The sequence below is a fragment of the Pseudomonas moraviensis subsp. stanleyae genome, assembly GCF_036283065.1.
Taxonomy (GTDB): Bacteria; Pseudomonadota; Gammaproteobacteria; order Pseudomonadales; family Pseudomonadaceae; genus Aquipseudomonas; species Aquipseudomonas stanleyae.
Genome location: NZ_JAADJI010000014.1, coordinates 15,647 through 32,786 on the forward strand (window position 1 = coordinate 15,647; position 17,140 = coordinate 32,786).

The 17,140-nt window shown below is 61.0% G+C and carries 23 protein-coding genes; 1 reads left to right on the forward strand and 22 read right to left on the reverse strand.

What is annotated here, in order from left to right; translation table 11 throughout:
* Position 1 precedes the first annotated feature (1 nt).
* The 19 genes from GXB78_RS23760 to GXB78_RS23850 form a co-directional block, all read right to left on the reverse strand.
* A complete protein-coding gene (locus GXB78_RS23760; protein WP_329517246.1) occupies positions 2-751 on the reverse strand; it encodes a phage minor tail protein L in 750 nt (249 codons plus the stop codon).
* Positions 752-760: 9 nt separating this feature from the next.
* Complete coding sequence (locus GXB78_RS23765; protein ID WP_329517247.1) at positions 761-1,099, reverse strand: phage tail protein; 339 nt, start codon at positions 1,097-1,099, stop codon at positions 761-763.
* Positions 1,099-4,077, reverse strand: a complete 2,979-nt coding sequence (locus GXB78_RS23770) for a phage tail tape measure protein (RefSeq protein ID WP_329517248.1) — start codon at positions 4,075-4,077, stop codon at positions 1,099-1,101. The genes GXB78_RS23765 and GXB78_RS23770 overlap by 1 nt, the downstream gene beginning before the upstream one ends.
* 10 nt (positions 4,078-4,087) lie before the next feature.
* A complete protein-coding gene (locus GXB78_RS23775; protein ID WP_150635463.1) occupies positions 4,088-4,336 on the reverse strand; it encodes a DUF1799 domain-containing protein in 249 nt (82 codons plus the stop codon).
* A gap of 62 nt (positions 4,337-4,398) precedes the next feature.
* Complete coding sequence (locus GXB78_RS23780) at positions 4,399-4,782, reverse strand: phage tail assembly chaperone (RefSeq protein WP_310219791.1); 384 nt, start codon at positions 4,780-4,782, stop codon at positions 4,399-4,401.
* Between the two features lie 3 nt (positions 4,783-4,785).
* Complete coding sequence (locus GXB78_RS23785) at positions 4,786-5,439, reverse strand: phage tail protein (protein WP_329517249.1); 654 nt, start codon at positions 5,437-5,439, stop codon at positions 4,786-4,788.
* 72 nt (positions 5,440-5,511) lie between these two features.
* Positions 5,512-5,928 (reverse strand): phage tail terminator-like protein, encoded by a 417-nt coding sequence (locus GXB78_RS23790; protein ID WP_329517250.1) that lies wholly within the window; start codon positions 5,926-5,928, stop codon positions 5,512-5,514.
* On the reverse strand, positions 5,925-6,350 hold the full coding sequence (locus GXB78_RS23795) for an HK97 gp10 family phage protein (protein ID WP_329517251.1): 426 nt from the start codon (positions 6,348-6,350) through the stop codon (positions 5,925-5,927). Before GXB78_RS23795 ends, GXB78_RS23790 begins: the two co-directional genes overlap by 4 nt.
* An 11-nt stretch (positions 6,351-6,361) precedes the next feature.
* Complete coding sequence (locus tag GXB78_RS23800; RefSeq protein WP_329517252.1) at positions 6,362-6,748, reverse strand: hypothetical protein; 387 nt, start codon at positions 6,746-6,748, stop codon at positions 6,362-6,364.
* Entirely contained in the window at positions 6,748-7,788 is a 1,041-nt protein-coding gene (locus tag GXB78_RS23805; protein ID WP_329517253.1) for a structural protein, read from the reverse strand. Before GXB78_RS23805 ends, GXB78_RS23800 begins: the two co-directional genes overlap by 1 nt.
* Positions 7,785-8,306, reverse strand: a complete 522-nt coding sequence (locus GXB78_RS23810) for a DnaT-like ssDNA-binding protein (protein ID WP_329517254.1) — start codon at positions 8,304-8,306, stop codon at positions 7,785-7,787. Before GXB78_RS23810 ends, GXB78_RS23805 begins: the two co-directional genes overlap by 4 nt.
* A gap of 50 nt (positions 8,307-8,356) precedes the next feature.
* A complete protein-coding gene (locus GXB78_RS23815) occupies positions 8,357-8,752 on the reverse strand; it encodes a hypothetical protein (RefSeq protein ID WP_329517255.1) in 396 nt (131 codons plus the stop codon).
* A gap of 10 nt (positions 8,753-8,762) precedes the next feature.
* Positions 8,763-9,722, reverse strand: a complete 960-nt coding sequence (locus tag GXB78_RS23820) for a major capsid family protein (protein ID WP_122602503.1) — start codon at positions 9,720-9,722, stop codon at positions 8,763-8,765.
* A 1-nt stretch (position 9,723) separates the two neighbouring features.
* Positions 9,724-10,203 (reverse strand): structural cement protein Gp24, encoded by a 480-nt coding sequence (locus GXB78_RS23825; RefSeq protein ID WP_130887457.1) that lies wholly within the window; start codon positions 10,201-10,203, stop codon positions 9,724-9,726.
* Between the two features lie 9 nt (positions 10,204-10,212).
* The gene (locus GXB78_RS23830) at positions 10,213-11,340 is read right to left on the reverse strand and encodes a DUF2213 domain-containing protein (RefSeq protein WP_329517256.1); all 1,128 of its coding nucleotides are present in this window, start codon (positions 11,338-11,340) and stop codon (positions 10,213-10,215) included.
* On the reverse strand, positions 11,337-13,136 hold the full coding sequence (locus GXB78_RS23835) for an anti-CBASS protein Acb1 family protein (RefSeq protein ID WP_329517257.1): 1,800 nt from the start codon (positions 13,134-13,136) through the stop codon (positions 11,337-11,339). The genes GXB78_RS23830 and GXB78_RS23835 overlap by 4 nt, the downstream gene beginning before the upstream one ends.
* The gene (locus GXB78_RS23840) at positions 13,133-14,413 is read right to left on the reverse strand and encodes a terminase large subunit domain-containing protein (protein WP_329517258.1); all 1,281 of its coding nucleotides are present in this window, start codon (positions 14,411-14,413) and stop codon (positions 13,133-13,135) included. The genes GXB78_RS23835 and GXB78_RS23840 overlap by 4 nt, the downstream gene beginning before the upstream one ends.
* The gene (locus tag GXB78_RS23845) at positions 14,388-14,909 is read right to left on the reverse strand and encodes a DUF2280 domain-containing protein (protein ID WP_115148299.1); all 522 of its coding nucleotides are present in this window, start codon (positions 14,907-14,909) and stop codon (positions 14,388-14,390) included. The genes GXB78_RS23840 and GXB78_RS23845 overlap by 26 nt, the downstream gene beginning before the upstream one ends.
* Before the next feature lie 31 nt (positions 14,910-14,940).
* Positions 14,941-15,564, reverse strand: a complete 624-nt coding sequence (locus tag GXB78_RS23850; RefSeq protein ID WP_329517259.1) for a putative metallopeptidase — start codon at positions 15,562-15,564, stop codon at positions 14,941-14,943.
* 59 nt (positions 15,565-15,623) lie between these two features.
* Between GXB78_RS23850 and GXB78_RS23855 the strand changes: the two genes are divergently transcribed.
* Positions 15,624-15,821: a hypothetical protein gene (locus GXB78_RS23855; RefSeq protein ID WP_016773999.1), complete on the forward strand. Its 198-nt coding sequence runs from the start codon at positions 15,624-15,626 to the stop codon at positions 15,819-15,821.
* A 45-nt stretch (positions 15,822-15,866) separates the two neighbouring features.
* On the opposite strand, the gene GXB78_RS23860 is transcribed toward GXB78_RS23855, so the two are convergent.
* Genes GXB78_RS23860 through GXB78_RS23870 form a run of 3 tightly spaced genes read right to left on the reverse strand, consistent with a single transcriptional unit; the run spans position 15,867 to position 16,706 of the window.
* Positions 15,867-16,049: a hypothetical protein gene (locus GXB78_RS23860; protein ID WP_047297581.1), complete on the reverse strand. Its 183-nt coding sequence runs from the start codon at positions 16,047-16,049 to the stop codon at positions 15,867-15,869.
* Complete coding sequence (locus GXB78_RS23865; protein WP_329517260.1) at positions 16,009-16,395, reverse strand: hypothetical protein; 387 nt, start codon at positions 16,393-16,395, stop codon at positions 16,009-16,011. The genes GXB78_RS23860 and GXB78_RS23865 overlap by 41 nt, the downstream gene beginning before the upstream one ends.
* Positions 16,392-16,706, reverse strand: coding sequence for a phage holin, lambda family (locus GXB78_RS23870; RefSeq protein ID WP_162276419.1), 315 nt, complete (start codon positions 16,704-16,706; stop codon positions 16,392-16,394). Before GXB78_RS23870 ends, GXB78_RS23865 begins: the two co-directional genes overlap by 4 nt.
* Between the last annotated feature and the right edge of the window lie 434 nt (positions 16,707-17,140).

Genomic DNA, 17,140 nt, shown 5'->3' on the forward strand with positions numbered 1-17,140 from the left:
GTCAGCTCCTTGCGATCAGGGATACAGCGGGGAAGCCACCGAACGGCAGCGGGTTGCCCTCGCCGAAGCGCGGAATGCAACCCTTGCCCAACGTGGCGTCGCATTGGTCCAGTTCAGGGTTGTCGGTGATGACGCCGTCCTTTGTGACGTACGGACCGGTGTAGCCGCAGTTCGGCCCGCGATATCCGCCGGTGAGGCACCAATGGCACAGGGTTGTGGCCTGCCGCCCGATCGACTCATTACCGACATCGCCAGGGCTGGCCAGCTCCCAGCTGACCGTTTCGCCGTCCTCGTTCGTCTTCTGGTCGATGTACCAGACCTCGATCGTCTCTTGGGTAGGGTCTGCCGTTGGGTTGCCGGCCGGGAAGTTCGCCGCGTCGAGGTAGCTGCCGAGCGTGTGCCGCATCGTCAGCTTGAACTCGAGGAGATCCTCGAACGCCAGACAGAGCGCAGTGATGCGCCCGTTGACGTTGCCCACCGACAATGTCGGCCGGACCGCCGTGCCGTCACCGTTCGCCTCGATGCCGTCAATCTGCATCGGCCAGGCGCTGTACTCGTTGCCTTGCCAGTAGATCGCCTTCGCCGGCAGCTGATCAGCATCGGCGCCGACGGCAATCAACTCGGCCGGCGTGTGCGGTATCGCGTGCCCGTGGAAGCGCAGAACGTCCGCCCCGTAGTCCGTGCCGTCCAATTCAAAGAGCAGCACTTCGCTGCCAGGTTCAAGCACTTGGATGTCACTGATCAGCGGCATGATTGCCCCTTATGGATGGAATGCCCGCTCGAACGTGGCGGTGAGCTTGAAAACGCCGCCGCCCACCGGAGTGGGCACGGGGTTCTTGCAGGTGAACAGGCCAAGCTGGCCCAAGGGTGTGGTCCAGAGAAACGCTTTTGCCCCGGCGTGCCTATCGAGGAACGCCATGATCTCCAGAACCTTGGCCTGTGGGCCGCTGTAGGTAATCGGGTATGCGTCTTCCTTGTTGTTCGGCCCGTCGCCAACTTCCTGTTTGTAGCCGTCGCCGAACTGCGCGGTGCGCACCCGATACAATATCTCGGGCGCGTCACCGTGCTGGGTCGGCCAGATGAACTTCTCGATGGCCATCAGCCCCTCCCGTTCGTGAGTTTCCAGATTGAGCCGCCGGGTTGCAGCGCTCGGGCGATCGCGGTTTCAGCTTCGGCTTTCGCTGCCTGCTGAATGCCCTTTCCAAGCTGCGTGGTGTCTTCCGTGCTGGCTGTGCCACCATTGCCCTGGGTTTGCACCGACACCGCGACGGGGAAGTTGTAAACGTTGCTGCCACCACTTCCGCCGCCGATCGCGCGCACCCCCAACTGGCCGCCAGCGGTACGGGTCAAAGGCATGATCGCCTCTGGCCCCGCCTCGCCCATGACGCCAGTCTGCCCGCCTGCCATCCCGAACGCTGTCGGCTTGCTCACCACGGAGTTGGTGAACGCAGCGCCATTGGCGAACATCTGCACACCCGACGACCAGGCACCGCCGAGCGCCTGAGGAAAGTAGCTGCTGGAGTACCCTGCCGAAGAGGCGCCGAGATTCGAAGATGTCGCACCGGCAGATCCAGCCGCCAGCCCGTTACCACCGCCTCCGCCAGTGAAGTAGCTGGTGGCCGCACCAACCAGACTGCTCAGCAACGCCGAACTGGCCTGACGGGTCGCGATCCGAGCCATGTCCGCCAGAATCGACTTGGTGAAGTCAGCAAACGATAACTTCCCGGTCATGGCGAAGTTGACGACTGCGTCCTCCATCGAGCTGAAGGCGTTACTGAACAGGTCGCGAGTCTGGCCGGCGATGTTGCGCGCGCTTTCCAGATAGTTGCTGAACGCCGAGGTTGCACCATTGCGCCAATCGCTCTGGGCTGCCGACATCTGCTCGTAGTTGCTGAGCACTGTTTCGCTCAGGTCCGTCTCGCTTCTGTTGATCGCGTCGAGCTTGGCCTGGTACTCCTCGGCGCTCATGTTGCGCGCCTTGTCGGCTCGGTCGCGCGCCAGATCCAGACGCTGCTGGTTGGCTCGATCGGCAATGCCGTTCAGTTCGCCATTGATGGCGTTCTCCCGGTCGCCACGACCCACGCCATCCGCTGCACGGCCGCCAGCGCGCCGCAGGGCGACGTTCTGCTGGTCGAGGGCATCGGTGTAGACCTTGATCGCCTGAGCCTGCTTGGCGAGCCTGCCCTGCTCGTTCGTCGCGATGACTTCGAGCTCACTGTCGGCTTCCTTCTGAGCCTTGACCATGTTGGCCCTGGCATCAGCGATCTTTTGGTCGAGCTGAATGCGTTGCGCGGCTGTGGTGCTGGCCTTGCCTTTCGCCGCCTCCAGCGAACTGATTTCAGCCTGATAAGCGGCGGTTACCTCGTCGCGCTCGTTGCCGATCAGCGCTTGGCGCTTGAGCAGGTAATCTTCCTGCGTGACCAGCCCAGCCTTCTGCGCGGCTTCCAGTTCCTTCTGGGCGCTCTTGTATTCGCCGAGAATCAGCGACAGCTGGTTTTTCGAGTCGTTGAACTCGGTCAGGTTGACTGCGCCGGCCGGCGTCTTCTTATCCGCAAATTGCTTGCGCGCTGCCTCGCGGAGCTGCTCAAGCTCGGCCTCGGTATAAACCCTACCGCCGGTTCCGCCTTTTGCGTCCCTAGCGAGCTTATTGATCTCCTCAAGACGATTTTTGAGCTTTTTGGCGTTGCTTTCGGATGCCGCCAACTGGGCATTGAGCGCAGCCTGCGAGTTAACCGAAAGGTCATTTTCTTTCCGCGCCTCGCCTACCCACTTCGTGCGCTCGCGTTCTGCATCGATTTGTAGCTCGAGAAATGCAAGGTCTCCACGATCTTTGGCAGTATCGCGGGTTTCCAAACCCAGAGCCGCCGCCCTCCCGCCGCGTCCTTGATTCGTTTGAAGCCTTTGGCGAATGACCTCTGCTTGTTGCTCCAGGGTCTGGATCCGGCCGATATCCTTTGCGGCATCCAGCGCACCAGAAGCGGCGGCTTTGATCTTGTTCCACGCGCTCTCGATCAGGCCAAGGTTTTGGGTGACCTGACCGGTTCGTTCTTGAATGGTGTTGGCATAGGTGTCAGTGAGCAGCTTCGTAGCGCCAATGGTGTCGCCTTGATCCTTGAGGGCAACGATTTGGGCGTACGTGCTGGCTGTCAGAAAATGGTACTGGTCGTTGAGTTCCTTGGCAGCAGAGACGGGGTCCTTGGCAATCTTCGCGAACTCGGCAATCGTCTCGTCGATAGACTTGCCGGTGGCCTTTTCCATCTGCAGAGCAGCTTCGGTGATCTCTTCGAAGCTGCCGCTGGCGATCTTTCCATTGCCTGCCAGCTTTGCCAAAACCTCGGCAGCAGCGCCGGTAGTGCCGACCGTTGCGCTTACCTGCTGCGCCATTGATGCCAACTGAGTAGCGCTTGTTCCGGCGGAGTTGCCGGTGAAGATGATCGCCTTGTTGTACTCGTCGGCCTCTTGGCTGCCTTTGTAATAGGCAAGGGTCAGCGCGCCAACGGCCGCAGCAGCGACAGTAAATGGATTGATCAAGCCGAGCACGTAACCGCCCAGTGCTTTCGCAGCTGGGCCGATGCCGCCGAACATATCTTTGAGCTGTCCGCCCTGTTGGAGCAGCACAGTCAGCGGAGCCTGGCCACCTTGCAGCGACACCGCGATATCAGTGAACTGCGCAGGCACGCCACGAAGTGCAGCGGCTGTCTGCTTGGCGGTGTTGCCAGTGCGGGTCAGGCTGTCGTCAAAACGGGTCAGATTTGCCCGGGACTGATCGATCTTCGCTTGGTAATCGCTGAACGTCGATGCATCGAGCGCGCCCAGTTTTTTCTGCTTCGCCAGCTTTGTTTCAAGATCATCCAGACGACCCAACGCTTTGACAGTGGGGTCAATCTCGCCGAGCAATTCAGCAAGCTCGTCTTTCTGCTCTTTTATCGCAGCGGAAGCCTTTTTCGTGCCCTTGGCGACTCGCTCAGCCGATTTTTCGACGCGGTCGCCAGCCGCCGTGAGCTTGTCGAGGTCGGAGCTCGCCTGCGCAGCATCGGTCGAATCGACCTTGATGCCGAGTTCAGCAATAGAAGTCATGCGGGCTCCGTTATTTCGATTCGCTCATCACGAGCATGGCTTCTGCTTCCATGACGCGAATGTCGTGGAAGACTTCAGGGATTTCGCGCCGCTTCATGCCCAGCATCGAAGCCACCGGCGGCAAGGCGTTGTAGTCCAGCCCGGTAGCCCCGCCCATACCTACGCGCCACTGCGTGGACATCGCCTCGAACAGCAGAAAGGCCGGCCAGTTGTCTGGCCAGACCTCGTACTCTTCTTCAGGGATGTCGGCGAGCGTCATGCCGAAGGCTGCCAAATCAGCTTCGGACGGCCCGGGCTCGTACAGGACGCGGGCGGCGCCGGTCAGTTTCCCAGGCGGGCCGGTTGATAGGCGCTCTGGTACGCGGAAAGCACAGCCTGGGGTGCGCCAATGCAGGTGGTGACCAACGCCGTCAGAGATTCATCCGACAGTTTCTCGTCAAAGCCCCAGCCCTCGATGATGTCCTTGAGTTGGCCGACCTGCAGCGCGATTTCGGCGCCGGTCGCTTCCTGCCAGTTCAGCTCGTCTTCCTGCACCTTCTTGGCATGCTCGTCGCGCGCCGCATTCCACTTATCGAAGTGTGCGGCCAGGGCCAGCCGATCCATGTACTTGAATTCGAACTCAACGCTGACCGGCTCAGCGCCAACGCGTGGAATCGCGACCTTCGCCTTGAAGGTTGGGTTCTGGGAGATCTTGATCTTGGCCATGGGTTACACCGCCGCTGCGTAGCGGGTTGGGCGGCCAGCGAGCGACAGAGTGATGACTCGGGTCATCAGGTTGTTGCGGCTGAGCGCTGGGGTCGACGTGATCGACACGTAGCAGTTGTAGACGATGCTGCTACCGCCTGGCAGGTTCAGGCGAAGCACACGGGTCTGCTTGTCTTCGTCAGCCGCTTCGACAATGGCCACGTAAGGCAGGTCAGGATCGTCGGCGACAGTGACCGCCATGCTGATTGGGTTCTTGGTCGTTGGAAGCTGGCGATCATCGTCATCTGCGAGAAAGCCGAAGGTGAGGAACTGCTGATCGCCGCCGCTGGAGTTCAAGTCGGTGATCTGCGAGATCTCGGTAAAGCCGGTGACTTCGCGCACGGAGCCAGCGCCGGAGCCCGCCGGGTACGGTTGGAGGTTGGTGGTGTTGATGCCTTCCAGCGCAAAAGTACCGGTCAGACTGTTCGCAATGCGGGCAGCCCGATCATTCAAGCGAGTCCAGCCCGAGGTCACAGCGATAATGTCGCCATCAGACAGGCCGTGCGCTGCTGCGGTCGCCACGGCTGGGTTGGCATTGCTCAGCGCTGTGACAGGAATGGCAGGGCCGAATGCAGATGCGATTTCGAGCGTGGCGCCGTTGGGGAGTCGAAAGCCCATGGTTGTGTTTCCTCTGTGCAGAAATGACAAAACCCGCTCAGTGGCGGGTTCTGGGTTTGCCCAACGGGCGGATTAGTTGGTGTCGGATCGGTATTGGAACGAGGCCGGTATCGTGAAGGTGTTGCTGTCTGGAATTCCCGGCCCGGGCGCAACCGGCGTCATCACCAGTGCGACAAGTCCGGCGCGGGGAATACGCAGATTGAGCGGGAACAGCGCCGCCAGTTCATCAACAATACCGCTCGCCTCGGTGCGGTACTTGCCGGAGGCCGTCACAATGTTGACCTGAAATACACCGGTGTAGACCCGGTGATCGCCGCTCAGCGTATTGCTGCCCGTGACCGCTGGCAGAGTGAAGGCTCGCAGGTACGTCTCGCCCGTCGCTGGTGTGAAGGTTTCGTTCTCGACCACAACCTTGATCGGCTTGGCGCGAGCCTTGGCCCAAGTCAGCAGGCGCGACTCGAAGGCCGCAGCAATGATGTTGTGGCTCATACCTGGTTGTTCCTGATGGCTTCTTCGACGATCTGCTGGAAGCGAGCCAGCGTTATCTGCACCATTCCGGCCGGGGCCTTGGCAGAGTGCCCATATTCCAGTGGAATCGCATACGGCAGATTGTTCAAAATGTATGCCGCCTGCCCCGCCGTGAGGTCACTGGCAGAAGCGATCAGTGAGGCGATCGCATCCTGGCCGGTCGGATCGACCTCTTCGAAGGTTACGCTCTCGATGTTGTCGATCGAGAGGTGCCAGTTGCCTTTGAATCGGCCTGTGTCGACGGGCGAGAGGCGAATGACAGAGGTTCCAAGTTCGATAACGACTTCGCGAAACACCTCGTCGATTGCGTCTTTCGCCTGCTCGGCGAATTGCGCCAGGCTTTCAGCAAAACTTCCCTGCTGGCCGCCGTAGCGGCTGGTCATGTGATTCGCCATTACTTGCGCACCTGAAGCTCGAAGCCGACCGCGAGACCGGCGAAGTTCCACGGAGCAACGGCTATCACCGTGTACACCGTGCCGTCGAATGTGATCTTGTCGTTGCTCTGCGGTGCCGGCATGTCTTCGCCAGTCAATTGAACCGGCGACACCAGCAGCTTCACGTCGCCGCGAACGATCAGCGTCCCATCGATGTACTGGTTGTCGTACTCCTCGCGGAATCCGGAGCCGTTCACGACCAGCTCGCTGGGTGCAGGCGGCGCGTCTGGGTCGTATTCGCCGATGATCTCGCGGCGCAAGACCAGTTCGAGTCCTTTTCCGCCCTTGCTGCGCGGCGCCAGCATGCGGGTTGCCGTAGCCTTGGCGCGGTCATAAATGTCTGGCATCACTTCCGCCTTATCTTGTAGATCGCCGAGCAGCGACAGTTCGCGCGTTCACTCCAGCCAGCACCCAGCGCAGAATCGCCCGGGTAACGAAGCAGCGCGCCGTTCGGGCTTTGAAAAGGCTGATCCTTCTGCACTTCCTGCCCGCCCATGACCGAATGCGTGTGCCGGACCTTCTTGTCGGCCCGATCGCGCCATGTCTTGGTCACTGAATCGCGATCAAGCCCCTGAGCAATCAACTGCTCGTAAACCTGATCCCGACCGGCGCCGAAGGATTCCAGCGCCTCAGCCTTGGAAAGCATCTCGGCGTAGGTCTTCATCAGCCGATCAGCATACCGGCCAGCGATCTTGTCGACGTCAGCTTGGGCAACGGGCTTGCCTGCACTGATGGCGCGATTCACGATGCCATCGAAACGGCGATCCCGGCGCTTGCGCTGCAAATAATTGCGCATCTCGTCGGGGTTTCCACTCAGCAACTGCTGGCGGGCATTGATGACGTATTGCGCGTAGTTGCCGGGCAGGCCAATCACGCCACCTGAGCGGGATCCTGTTTGCGCGCTAACTCGTCCAAGTAAATCGAGCGCCGCCTGCCGTGGGCTGCGGGTCATCGGCGTGGCGCCTACTTCGACCTGCAGCGACGGCGTAGCGACAGCGCGGCTGCGCGAACCCATAACCGCCCGAATGGCCTCGCGCACATTCACATCGGCGTCGCGTCGAATCTCGGCGGCTTTTTCCACCAGCCACTGTTCTGGCTCAGGCTTGCGGACGTCGAATTCAAATCGCCCCAGATCCTTGGGGATTGCGATCGCCTTGATCTCGAACTTGGCGCCTGCGAGGTACACATTTCGAGCCAGCTCGAGGAAAGCCGCCAGCGCGCCCAGGCTCAGCAGCGCTGCCAGCCCGTTTTCGTCCTCTTCGGCTATCAGCCGCTCAACTTCAGCCACCTTTGCCGCGCCTACCACCAGCTTGATCTGGTCCAGGTAGGCCTTCTGCATCGCAGGCTCCATTCCCTCGATGGCCTGGATGATCTGCGCCGGGGTCATACCACGAACACCGCAGGCAGCGTGTAGCGAGCCACCAGCACAGGAGCGATCATCTCGTCGATGATGCTGATCACCGGCCTGACCGACGCCGCGCCATCTGCGCCCGCCGCGACAGAGAATTCCTCCTCAATCGGGCCGACCTTCTGACGTTTCACCGTGGACGCGGCCACGAAGTCAGGACTCAGGCTTCCCGGCTCGACAAGTTCACGCAGTGCGGCTTCGTACGTTGCCTGCTCAACCTCAACGGGCACTTGATCGGATGGGATTGCATGCCCCTCGTAATCCTCAGCACCGGTGCGCGGCCATTCCCTGGCTTGCCCTCTGCCCTCGGTCTTCACGCCGGGGAACAATGACTGCCACACACCAGAAGCCAGCAGCTTCCGATAGCGGCCGTCGATGTAGACCGATGCCCGGAGCAACGCAGCCTGCTTCGCCACGTCATCGCCGGTCCACGCGGCATTCGCGCGCGCAGCGTGATAGGCGTCGGCAGCTGCGACGGTTCCGTAAAAGTCTGGCATCGGGATATCTCGAATAGGTGGAGCGTCATGCGCTCCGGTTTTGCGGGGTGTTACGCCTTGACGGCGGCCAGTGCGGCCTGCAGGGCTTCCAGATTTGCTTCGGCGTCGAACTCAACGTTCAGCGCCTTCAGCTCGTCGATGACCTTCTGCTTTTCGGCAGCGGCAGCAGCCTCGGCTTCTTCCAGCTTCTTGCGCAGGGTTTCGACTTTGCTGTTGCCAGCGGCATCGATGCCCAGCGCCTTCAGCTTGGCGAGCAGTTCGGCCTTTTCGTCGCCGGACGGAGCCTCGACAGCCTCAAAACTGAGGACATCGATTTTCTTGGCCTGATCGAGCTCTGCCTCGGTCAGGGTCAGTTCCCGGCTTGCACCGATGCCGATCATCTTGATCGCACCCATGGACCATAGGCCGCGCGGGCAGGTGCCGCTGTTCGTGACTTTCACTTTCATGACAACCCCCTTATGCAGGCTCGGACACGCCGTCCATGTACGCCATGGCGCCTGGCAGGCGAACTTCAACACCGCCGGTACGCGCGATGATGCCGGTCTCGAAGCCCATGATGGTCTTCTGGTGAACCGGCAGCACCATGCGAGGCATTGGCAGGTGGAAGCGGATCACGTCCAGAGCGCGACGGTACGCGGCGATACGACCACCGCCACCAGCACCTGCGGTCGACAGCGAGTCGGCCGTCAGGATGGTCAGCGGGCGACCGGTGCGCGCGGTGTACACGTTGGAAGTGCGGAAGCGCTCCAGGATGGTCGGGCTGTTCGCTTCGGTACCGACGAAGACCGTCGAGATGTAGTCCATCACCTCGAGAGGCAAGGCCAGGGTATCGGCCAGCTCTACGTTGTTCGACGCCTGCGGCACCACCTTGAGCAAGGTGTTGAGGTCGTTCAGAACCTGTTGCGGTGTCTTGTCGACGAAGAGCGTGGAGCTGCCAGTGCCGGTGGCCGCAGCGGTGATGGTCTGCACGTTGGACTGGTTGACAAAGCCACGCCAGTTTTTCTCGGTGCTACCGGTGGTGGCGATGTCGTAGAGCAGGCGCTCGGTGGAGCGACTTGCCGACATGGCTTTCAGGTCATTCAGGTTGCGGCCATACAGAGCGGCCTGGTTGACCTCTTCCAGATTCCACTCCCAGCCGGAGCCGATCATGGCGTAGTCGTGCGAGCCTTCGCCCCACGAAACGTTGTTGAACGGCATGTCATTGGCGGCGCCGGACAGGAACTTGGCTTCGCCCGCGAGTTGCATGCTGTAGAACTGGGTGCCGATCGCCCACTGGTTGCCTTCAGTGACGACAGGCATCAGGTCGCGATAGCTGTATTCCGGGTAGCGAGCTTCATAGATCGCGGTTTCGATGTTGCGGCCCTGGGCTACAACGAATGGCAACGCTGCTTGAGCGTCTGCGAATGCTTGTCGCATGTTATGCGCTCCGGTTCTTGAGGGAAATTTCCACGATGTCGCCGGCGGCACCAGTGGTGTCGAAGAACGCGCTCGGGATCGGGCCAACAATGCCGGCGCCGGCAGCGTTGGTGTAGGTGTTGGTGGCGGTCACGTAGTAGACCGGATCGCCATCAACCACCGGCGTGCTGACCGTCACGTACATCTGGCCGCGCTCACGAATGGACGCGGTGAAGTACTGCGGGTAGCCGTCGACCAGAGTCGAGCCTGCTTTCACTGCCGGGACGGCCGGGGTCAGCTTGGCAATGCCGACGAACTTGCCGCCGGCTGCGAATGGAACAACGCCATGGTCGCCGGCGCCGCGCTGGACCGGCTCGCCGAAGCGAACACCGGCAGCGTTTTCGATGGTGCGGCTGATGTCGTTCTTGATCTCTTCGTTCGCCGAGGCGCCATGAAGGCCCTTGGCTGGACGATCAGGGTAAGTCGTTTGATAAGCGGCCATGATGGCTCCTTACTTGGCGGGCTGAGTGGAGTTGAAGTCGGCCAGCATCTTCGCGCGGGCGGCTTCAGCCGGGTTTTCGCCTGGCTTACTGTCCTGATGGATCATGTGCTGCCGGAACGGGTCATTGGCCGGGTTCTTGGCAGCGTCCTCGACCAGGATCTCGAAGCGCGCGTCGATGTAGGCATCAGCCTTGCCGGCCACGGCCGCATCACCCAGCTTGGCGACCACGACAGCCTTGCGGATGTCAGCGTCGGTCTTGCCGGTGTAGTCCGCGTCGGCGATCGACTTGGCCTTGCTGATCAGGTCAGCGCGGGCGGTGACGCGCTTATCGATATCGGCATCGCTGAGCAGCTTGGCTTTCAGGTCGTCGATCTCGGCGTCTTTCTTGGCGAGCTCGCCATCCTTCAGCGCGATCGCCGTAGCGTGCGCATCGGTCAGCGTCTTGGTGGCGGTGGCAGCATCGGCAAGCTTGGTGTTCAGCTTCTCGATGGCCTGGGCGCCTTGCTCGGTGACATCAATGGAGATGCCATCGACAAGGAGTTTCCGCAGTGAATCAGCCATGTCATGGCCTCCTTTGGGGGTGTGTGGTTTTTGGTCACCGATGCGAAGGTGCTCGCCACCCCGAGCTCGATGCTCAAGGCTGAGGTGATTCATTTTCATGGGGCCGAGGAAGCAGTCGTACTGCTCGCCCTCGGGGGAAACGCCATCCTGAAACACGACCTCGGCGCCGTAGCCCATGGACAGCTCGCGCTTGCCGGACTCGTAGTCCTCGATCGCCTTGGCGTCCATCAGCACCAGCGGCACCTTGACGAACTGCCCGTCGCGGACAACCTCGCCACCGGTTTGGCCGATCGCGACGTCTTTCCAGTTCTTGGAGTTGACGCCGTCCCCGCCCGGGTGGCCGTTGGTCATTGGCCGGTAGGCATACGAGTGCATGGCGTCAGCGTGGAAGACCGCGCTCTCTGGCCGGTACACACGAACGATTGGCTTATCCCGCAGGCCGTGTTCGTTGTCCGGGTCGATCTCGGTACCCAGATAATCCTGAATACCGGTGCGCGCGACTCGGGCCTCGGCCACCAGATAGCCGTCCTCGGTGCGCCGCACTCCCGTGACTGGCACGGAGTCGGTGAAGATCATGGGGCGAGCTCCTCGAAGATCTCTGGACCCAGCTCAATCGCGCCACGGTATGGCTCGACCTTGTCGATATCGACGCTGCCGGGTTCGTAGGTGAAGGTGATGTGGGGCTGATAGTCCGGCCAGTCCCAAGAGGCGCCAGCCTCAACGATGGAGACGTGCCGCCAAGCCAGTTCGGAGCTGTTGAACAGCAGCACCACCGCGCCTTCGCCGAACTTGTCGATCAGCCTTGCACCACCTGGTGCAATCTTGAGCTGACCCTTGCCATCGCCCGACCACGACTCGCCGACCTTCATCCAATCCACCGGGTTGCGGCTGTAGGCGACGGTGACGTGCAGGTCAGCAGCAGGGACAGTTGATTCGAAGCCCTGCGACTTGGCCCACTCGATAATCTCGCCGCCGTTGATGACCTTGCGGGACACATACAGCGAGCGAGGAGCGGCGTCAGTGATCGCTTTCTTCGCCACCGCCTGATCCGCAGCGGTGCCCGGCAGATCGGCGTCGTCATCGTCGTCATCTGGCAGCTCGCGGCCGAACTTCTCGATCGCAGCTTCCAGGCCCGGCATTACGCTCAGCTCGACCAGTAGGTTCACCGCGGCAGTCGAAAGCGCATCCTCAGGGAACAGTCCGGAGTCTTTCAGCGCCTTGATCGTATCTGCCGTGGTCTTGCCGATATCGGCCCGCTCTTTCGCCGTGGCCTGCCAGAGTGGCGCCCAGGTGTAGTGCACCTCTTTCGGCCGACTGCCGAGCGCGGAGCGGATCAAGCCTTCATCCAACACGCTCATCGCTGGCTTGATCTCCAGCTTCTGGCGTGAGGCGACGTTGTCGTAGTAGTTGCGGGTGTTCTCTTCGCCATTGGCGCCGAGCCCCGTCGAGGACTGACCGAACATGCGGGTGCCGGGGATATCGAACGCGCCGGCGACGCCCTGCTCTGTCTTGGCGATCACCTCCGGCAGGTTGCCGAAGCTGGCCGACTTGGAACTGTGCGTCTCTTGCCCGTCGAGGATCAGCGTTCCGTTGATGCCCTTTGCCGTTGCGGCAAGACGCAATCGCTCCAGCAGCAAGCGCTCGTAATTCTTGTCCTGCATGCTCGACATCAGGTTTGGAATGTTGATGACGTCGATCTTGGCCTCGTAGACCAGGCTGACCACGTTGGCGACCGTCTCGTCGTAGTGACGCACGGCCGGCATGGCCGACAGCAGCACCGAGTCGCCCCAGCCGAAGCCAGTGCCTACGGCGAGCTCAGAGTCTGGATGCGGCACGCCGACGAATATCACCAGTCGGGACGGGTGAATCTCCACCGTCGAGCCGGGCAGCCTGTAAGCCTTGGGCTTGCCGAAGCGCGGGCTTTGCGGATCCTGCTCGATCTCCGTGGCGCTGAGTTGCCGGCGGGTCATCACCGTCAGGTACTTGATGCCGCCCTTCCCGACTCGATCCGGCTTCAGCTCTGAAGCAGTGTCACGCTCACCGGTGCCGATGAACACAGCAGCACCACCGAACAGCCGGGCCTTCAATAGGGCCTCCAGAATCTTGCCCTTGACGTTCAGGCGATCCTCTTCGGCTTCGATCAGCTCGATCTGGGCCTTGTCTGCCTGCCAGTTGCGCCAGTTGCGGCACGCATCAACGGCCGGAATGCTCACGCCCTTCTGCGCCGTCCACGACCCCCGGAAGGCGTTCAGCAGCTGCTGATCGTCCATCACCGGGAGTGCATAGTGCGAGTGCGATGCCTTGTCGCGCGCGGTGCCCAGTCCTGCGACCAGGTTCTGCAGGCTGTCTTTCAGATAAGTGAATGCGCTCATTGGTCGCTCACGTTCGCGAGTGTGTAGCTGCCCGCAATCGGGAAGCGCTGGACAATGAAGTAGCCGAGTGCGTCGACCGGGTCTTCAGTGCCGTCCTTGTTGGGTTCGCCTTTTTCGTCGTAGGCCTGCTGCTCAAGCACCTGTGTACTCACCGGACAGTTGTCGGTGTTCACCAGGTAGCGGCGTTTCTGATCGATGTTGAGGAACATGGCGTTCACCGCCAGTACCCGATCGCGAACCGCTGGGTTCGACGGGTTAACCATGACCATGAAGCCGGCGGCGCGGAGCAGGCTGTGGTCTGACTCGCTGCCGCTGACGCTCTTGCGGTTCTTGCCGCTGGCGTCCGGGTAAACGGTGATGCTGTGGCCCGGGTACCGCCGTTTGAGCTCGACGATCATCGCGGGCGTGTCGAACAGGTGCGTGGCCTCCTCCAGCAGCAGCGGCAGGCCGTCACGAATGACATGCACCGTCGCGGCCATCCGGTTGATGTTGAAGTCCATGCCGATGTGCAACTGCTCGCCCGGGCGGATCGTCGCGTCTGTGTGGTTCTGCTTGCGACAGAAGTTCGGGTACACGCTGCCCGACGTCAGGTTGACGAACAGGCCGTCGATGTACGCGTCCACCAGGTTGGCCGGGTATGACTCACGCAGTGACTTGATGTAGTCCTTCGGCAGGTTCTTCGCGTTCTGCCGCGTCGAAGCGTGCACGATGCCGTACAGCGGGCGCTGGCTCGGGTTGGCGGCAAGCTCCTTGACGAACTTGCGATAGACCCAGTTGAAGCCCTCCGGCGTCGTGGTGACGTCGATGGTGTTCATGGCTCGCGTCGGCCACACCGTGGACATCCGCGCGATGATCTTCTTCCACGCGCTGTCAGCCTTCTTGATCGCCATGCAGTCGATCTCGTCGACCAACGCATGAGCGATGTTGAAGCCGACGATGCGGTGCGGGTGCTCCATGCTCTTGCAGACGATCGTCGAGAGGCAGCGGCCCCGGTTGTCACGCAGGTACACGCGCTTCTTGCTCGGCACGATGTCGGCGAACAGGCCGAATGCCTCGGCCACCACCGGCATGGTGTCGTAGAAGATGTCCGCAATCTGCGGATAGGTCGGTGCGAAGTAGCCCTGCGGAATGCCTGGGTGCTCAAGTGCGTTGATGCACATCCGGACGCAGCCAACGAACGTTTTACCGCTTCGATAGCCTCCGACGAACGCTGAAAACTTCTTGGGATGACTGATGAACTCGAACTGCGGCTTATTCAGCTTCAGGGTCGCTTGCATCTTCTACCCCGATGATTACTTGCTTGGGCTCGGGCAGGCCCTTATTTGGGTCTTCCAGTTCTCGCTGCAGCTTTTGGATGTTGAGCCGCTTGATCTCGTCGTCCAGCGACTTGTCTGGCTCGACTCGGCGATTGACGTAAGCGTCCCCGACTTCCTTCGCCGCCTGCTCAAGGATCTGCATAGCGAGACCGATGTTTTTCATCGACTCAGCCTTCTCGACGTACCTGCTCATTGCGCGCAGTCGAAAGGCACGATTGGCGATCGGGATGTCTACCGTCTCCTCCCGGAATCGCTTACGGGCATCGTGAAACATCTCCACCCACCGCTTGGCGAGTGTCTTGCTGCATCGTTTGGTCGGGTCGTGTGTCTCCACCTGCTGGCGAGTCACATCGATGTTGAATTCGCGCTTGACGGCCTCTGCCACCTGGGAGGGTGTGTCGAAGCAGGCCAACGCCTGAACGATGAAGGCCTTCACCTCGCTGCTCAGGGCTGCCATAGGATTGGGTTCCGTCTATTGCTGTCTAACCTCAGGCCGACTTGAGCAGACAGGTTCCGCAGGCCCTCGAAATGTTCAATCCCCCCACCTCAGCAGGATTGTTTGCAGCGTCCACCAGTTCTTGCACTTGAGGGCTTGCCCCATAGCGACGCACCACACCGACGAACTCTTCAACGTCGTGTCCGCGCATCTCAAGCTTGGGCAACCCTTCTTGGGTGAACTTGGGTGCGCCGTACTGATCGGTCGCTTGAGCGATGTGATACAGCTCATGTTCGACCAGTGCGCAGAATTCAGCGTCGGAGCAGTCGGCGCAGTAATCAGCAGCCAGCGTGATGATGTAGGCCGGCACATCACCGAACCAATCCAGCATCTGCTGTTCCATCCGGGCCTTCTGCCAGCCCCCTGCACGAAACGCTACCTGATCGGCTTGGCCTACTACCGTGCGCCCCTGCTTCGTGAAGGCGGCAGACGCCCACATGACTCTCACGTCCGCATCGATCAGATGGGCATGGTCTTCGTTGTGGATGCTGCCGGTGTCGGCGAGAATCTCGGATTGGAGCCATTCCCACACCTCAGGCGCGGGGATCAGGCGAATACCGAAGCTGGACAGCTCAGACAGGTTGAGTAGTGATTCAGGCGGCATTGGTCGATTCATTTCATCTCCATCCGCCCACTCAACTAAGATCAGTTGCACTCAACCAGGGAAATCCGTAAGTGAGCCATCGCATTGATGAAACAGCTGTGCTGAAGGCCGCATCAGAATGGGCGGAGCGAACCGGGAGGAACACCGAGACGGTAAGCTCAACCGCTCAGGACGTCATGGTCAGGCTTAAGTCCAAGCTCACAGCTTCCGAATATCAGGGAGCGCTCAAGCAGCTTCATGGCCAATACAAACGCGATAATGTCTCTTGAACAGTGTCGCGACACAATTTGCACTCTCGCGAAACGTGTCGCGACCTACTTGCTCTGACTGCGCTTGATCTGCGCGTCCACCTGATCTGCACAGGTGTCGAGCAGGTTGATGGCTTGGTTCTTCAGCTCCCACAGCTGGCCGTTGTCGGCGAGGTCTTCATCCGCTACCCGCTCACAGGGCACCAGCTCAGGGGGCTCGACTCTTACCGCCGCTGTCTTTGTTACCACCGCCGGCTTTCCCGCGCAGGCCGTCAGGCAGAGGCTGAGCAGCCCAATCACGAACAGGCTTGCTGTTGCGCTTGAGTTCTTCAAAGTTCTTCTCCGCCTTTCTGGCTTTGGCCTGGCTGGCCTGTAACCGCTTGTTCAGGTCTTTTTGGTAATCGACGTTGCGCTGGGCTTCGGCGCGCAGGGTGGTGATCGTGGCCTGACTTTCGAGGTTGGCGTCGACCGCCTTCTTCTTCTCGCTGGCCTCGAATGCCACCTCCCCGCGAAGGGCGACGACGCGCGACTGCTGGATCCCAATGAGGAGTAGGCCGACCAGGGCGATGATGATTGCTGCAGCGAAGGCCTTCATGCGGCATCCGCCTTGCGACCGAGGAATCGGGTCACCAGTTCGCGAATGGCTGTCACACCAAGGAAGCCGATCGTGCCACCGGCAGCGACCGACAGACTGGAAGGCCAGGCCATCCACTCGATAATGCTGGACGCGACCAAGCTCAGCGATCCGCAGATCAGCGCCTCGAAAACGATGCGGCGCTTACTGGTTTCCTTCGCGTCGTACATGACTCGAAGCAACGATACGGTGATGGACATGATCACGCCCTGCCAGAGCGGATTGCTCAACGCCAGCCAGATCTTGGCCCATGTGTCTGGCTTGTCAGGCATGTTTGGCATCCGGGTTGCCTCCCCCTTGGGGAGATTGATAAATCCGGCGTCCGCTGCACTCCCAGCTCGGGGCAATGGGTGTGGGGAGCCGAAAACGAAAAAAGCCCCTGCGAATGCAGAGGCCCTGAATAGGTGCGGATGGCAGGTGCTGATCTCCTGCTTTCGGGCTGGTCGAGTTGCACGACCGTACAGTGTGGTTCCGATTACCACAGGGCCAAGGCCCGTTACCTTTACGCATCAGCCTGCGCATTCATCCGCATAATGCGAGGGTCTTTCCCCTCCTGTCCGCCGAAGGCTATCACAGCGTCGACGCCCCTTTGCATCGATCTCGCTGTTCCTGTCTCGCGCCACCCTGAAAGCATTGTGAGGTCAGAGTGCACGGGCTGCCGGCGTTGATCCGTGCGTCGCACTATCCGGCTATCGACGTCCAGGCC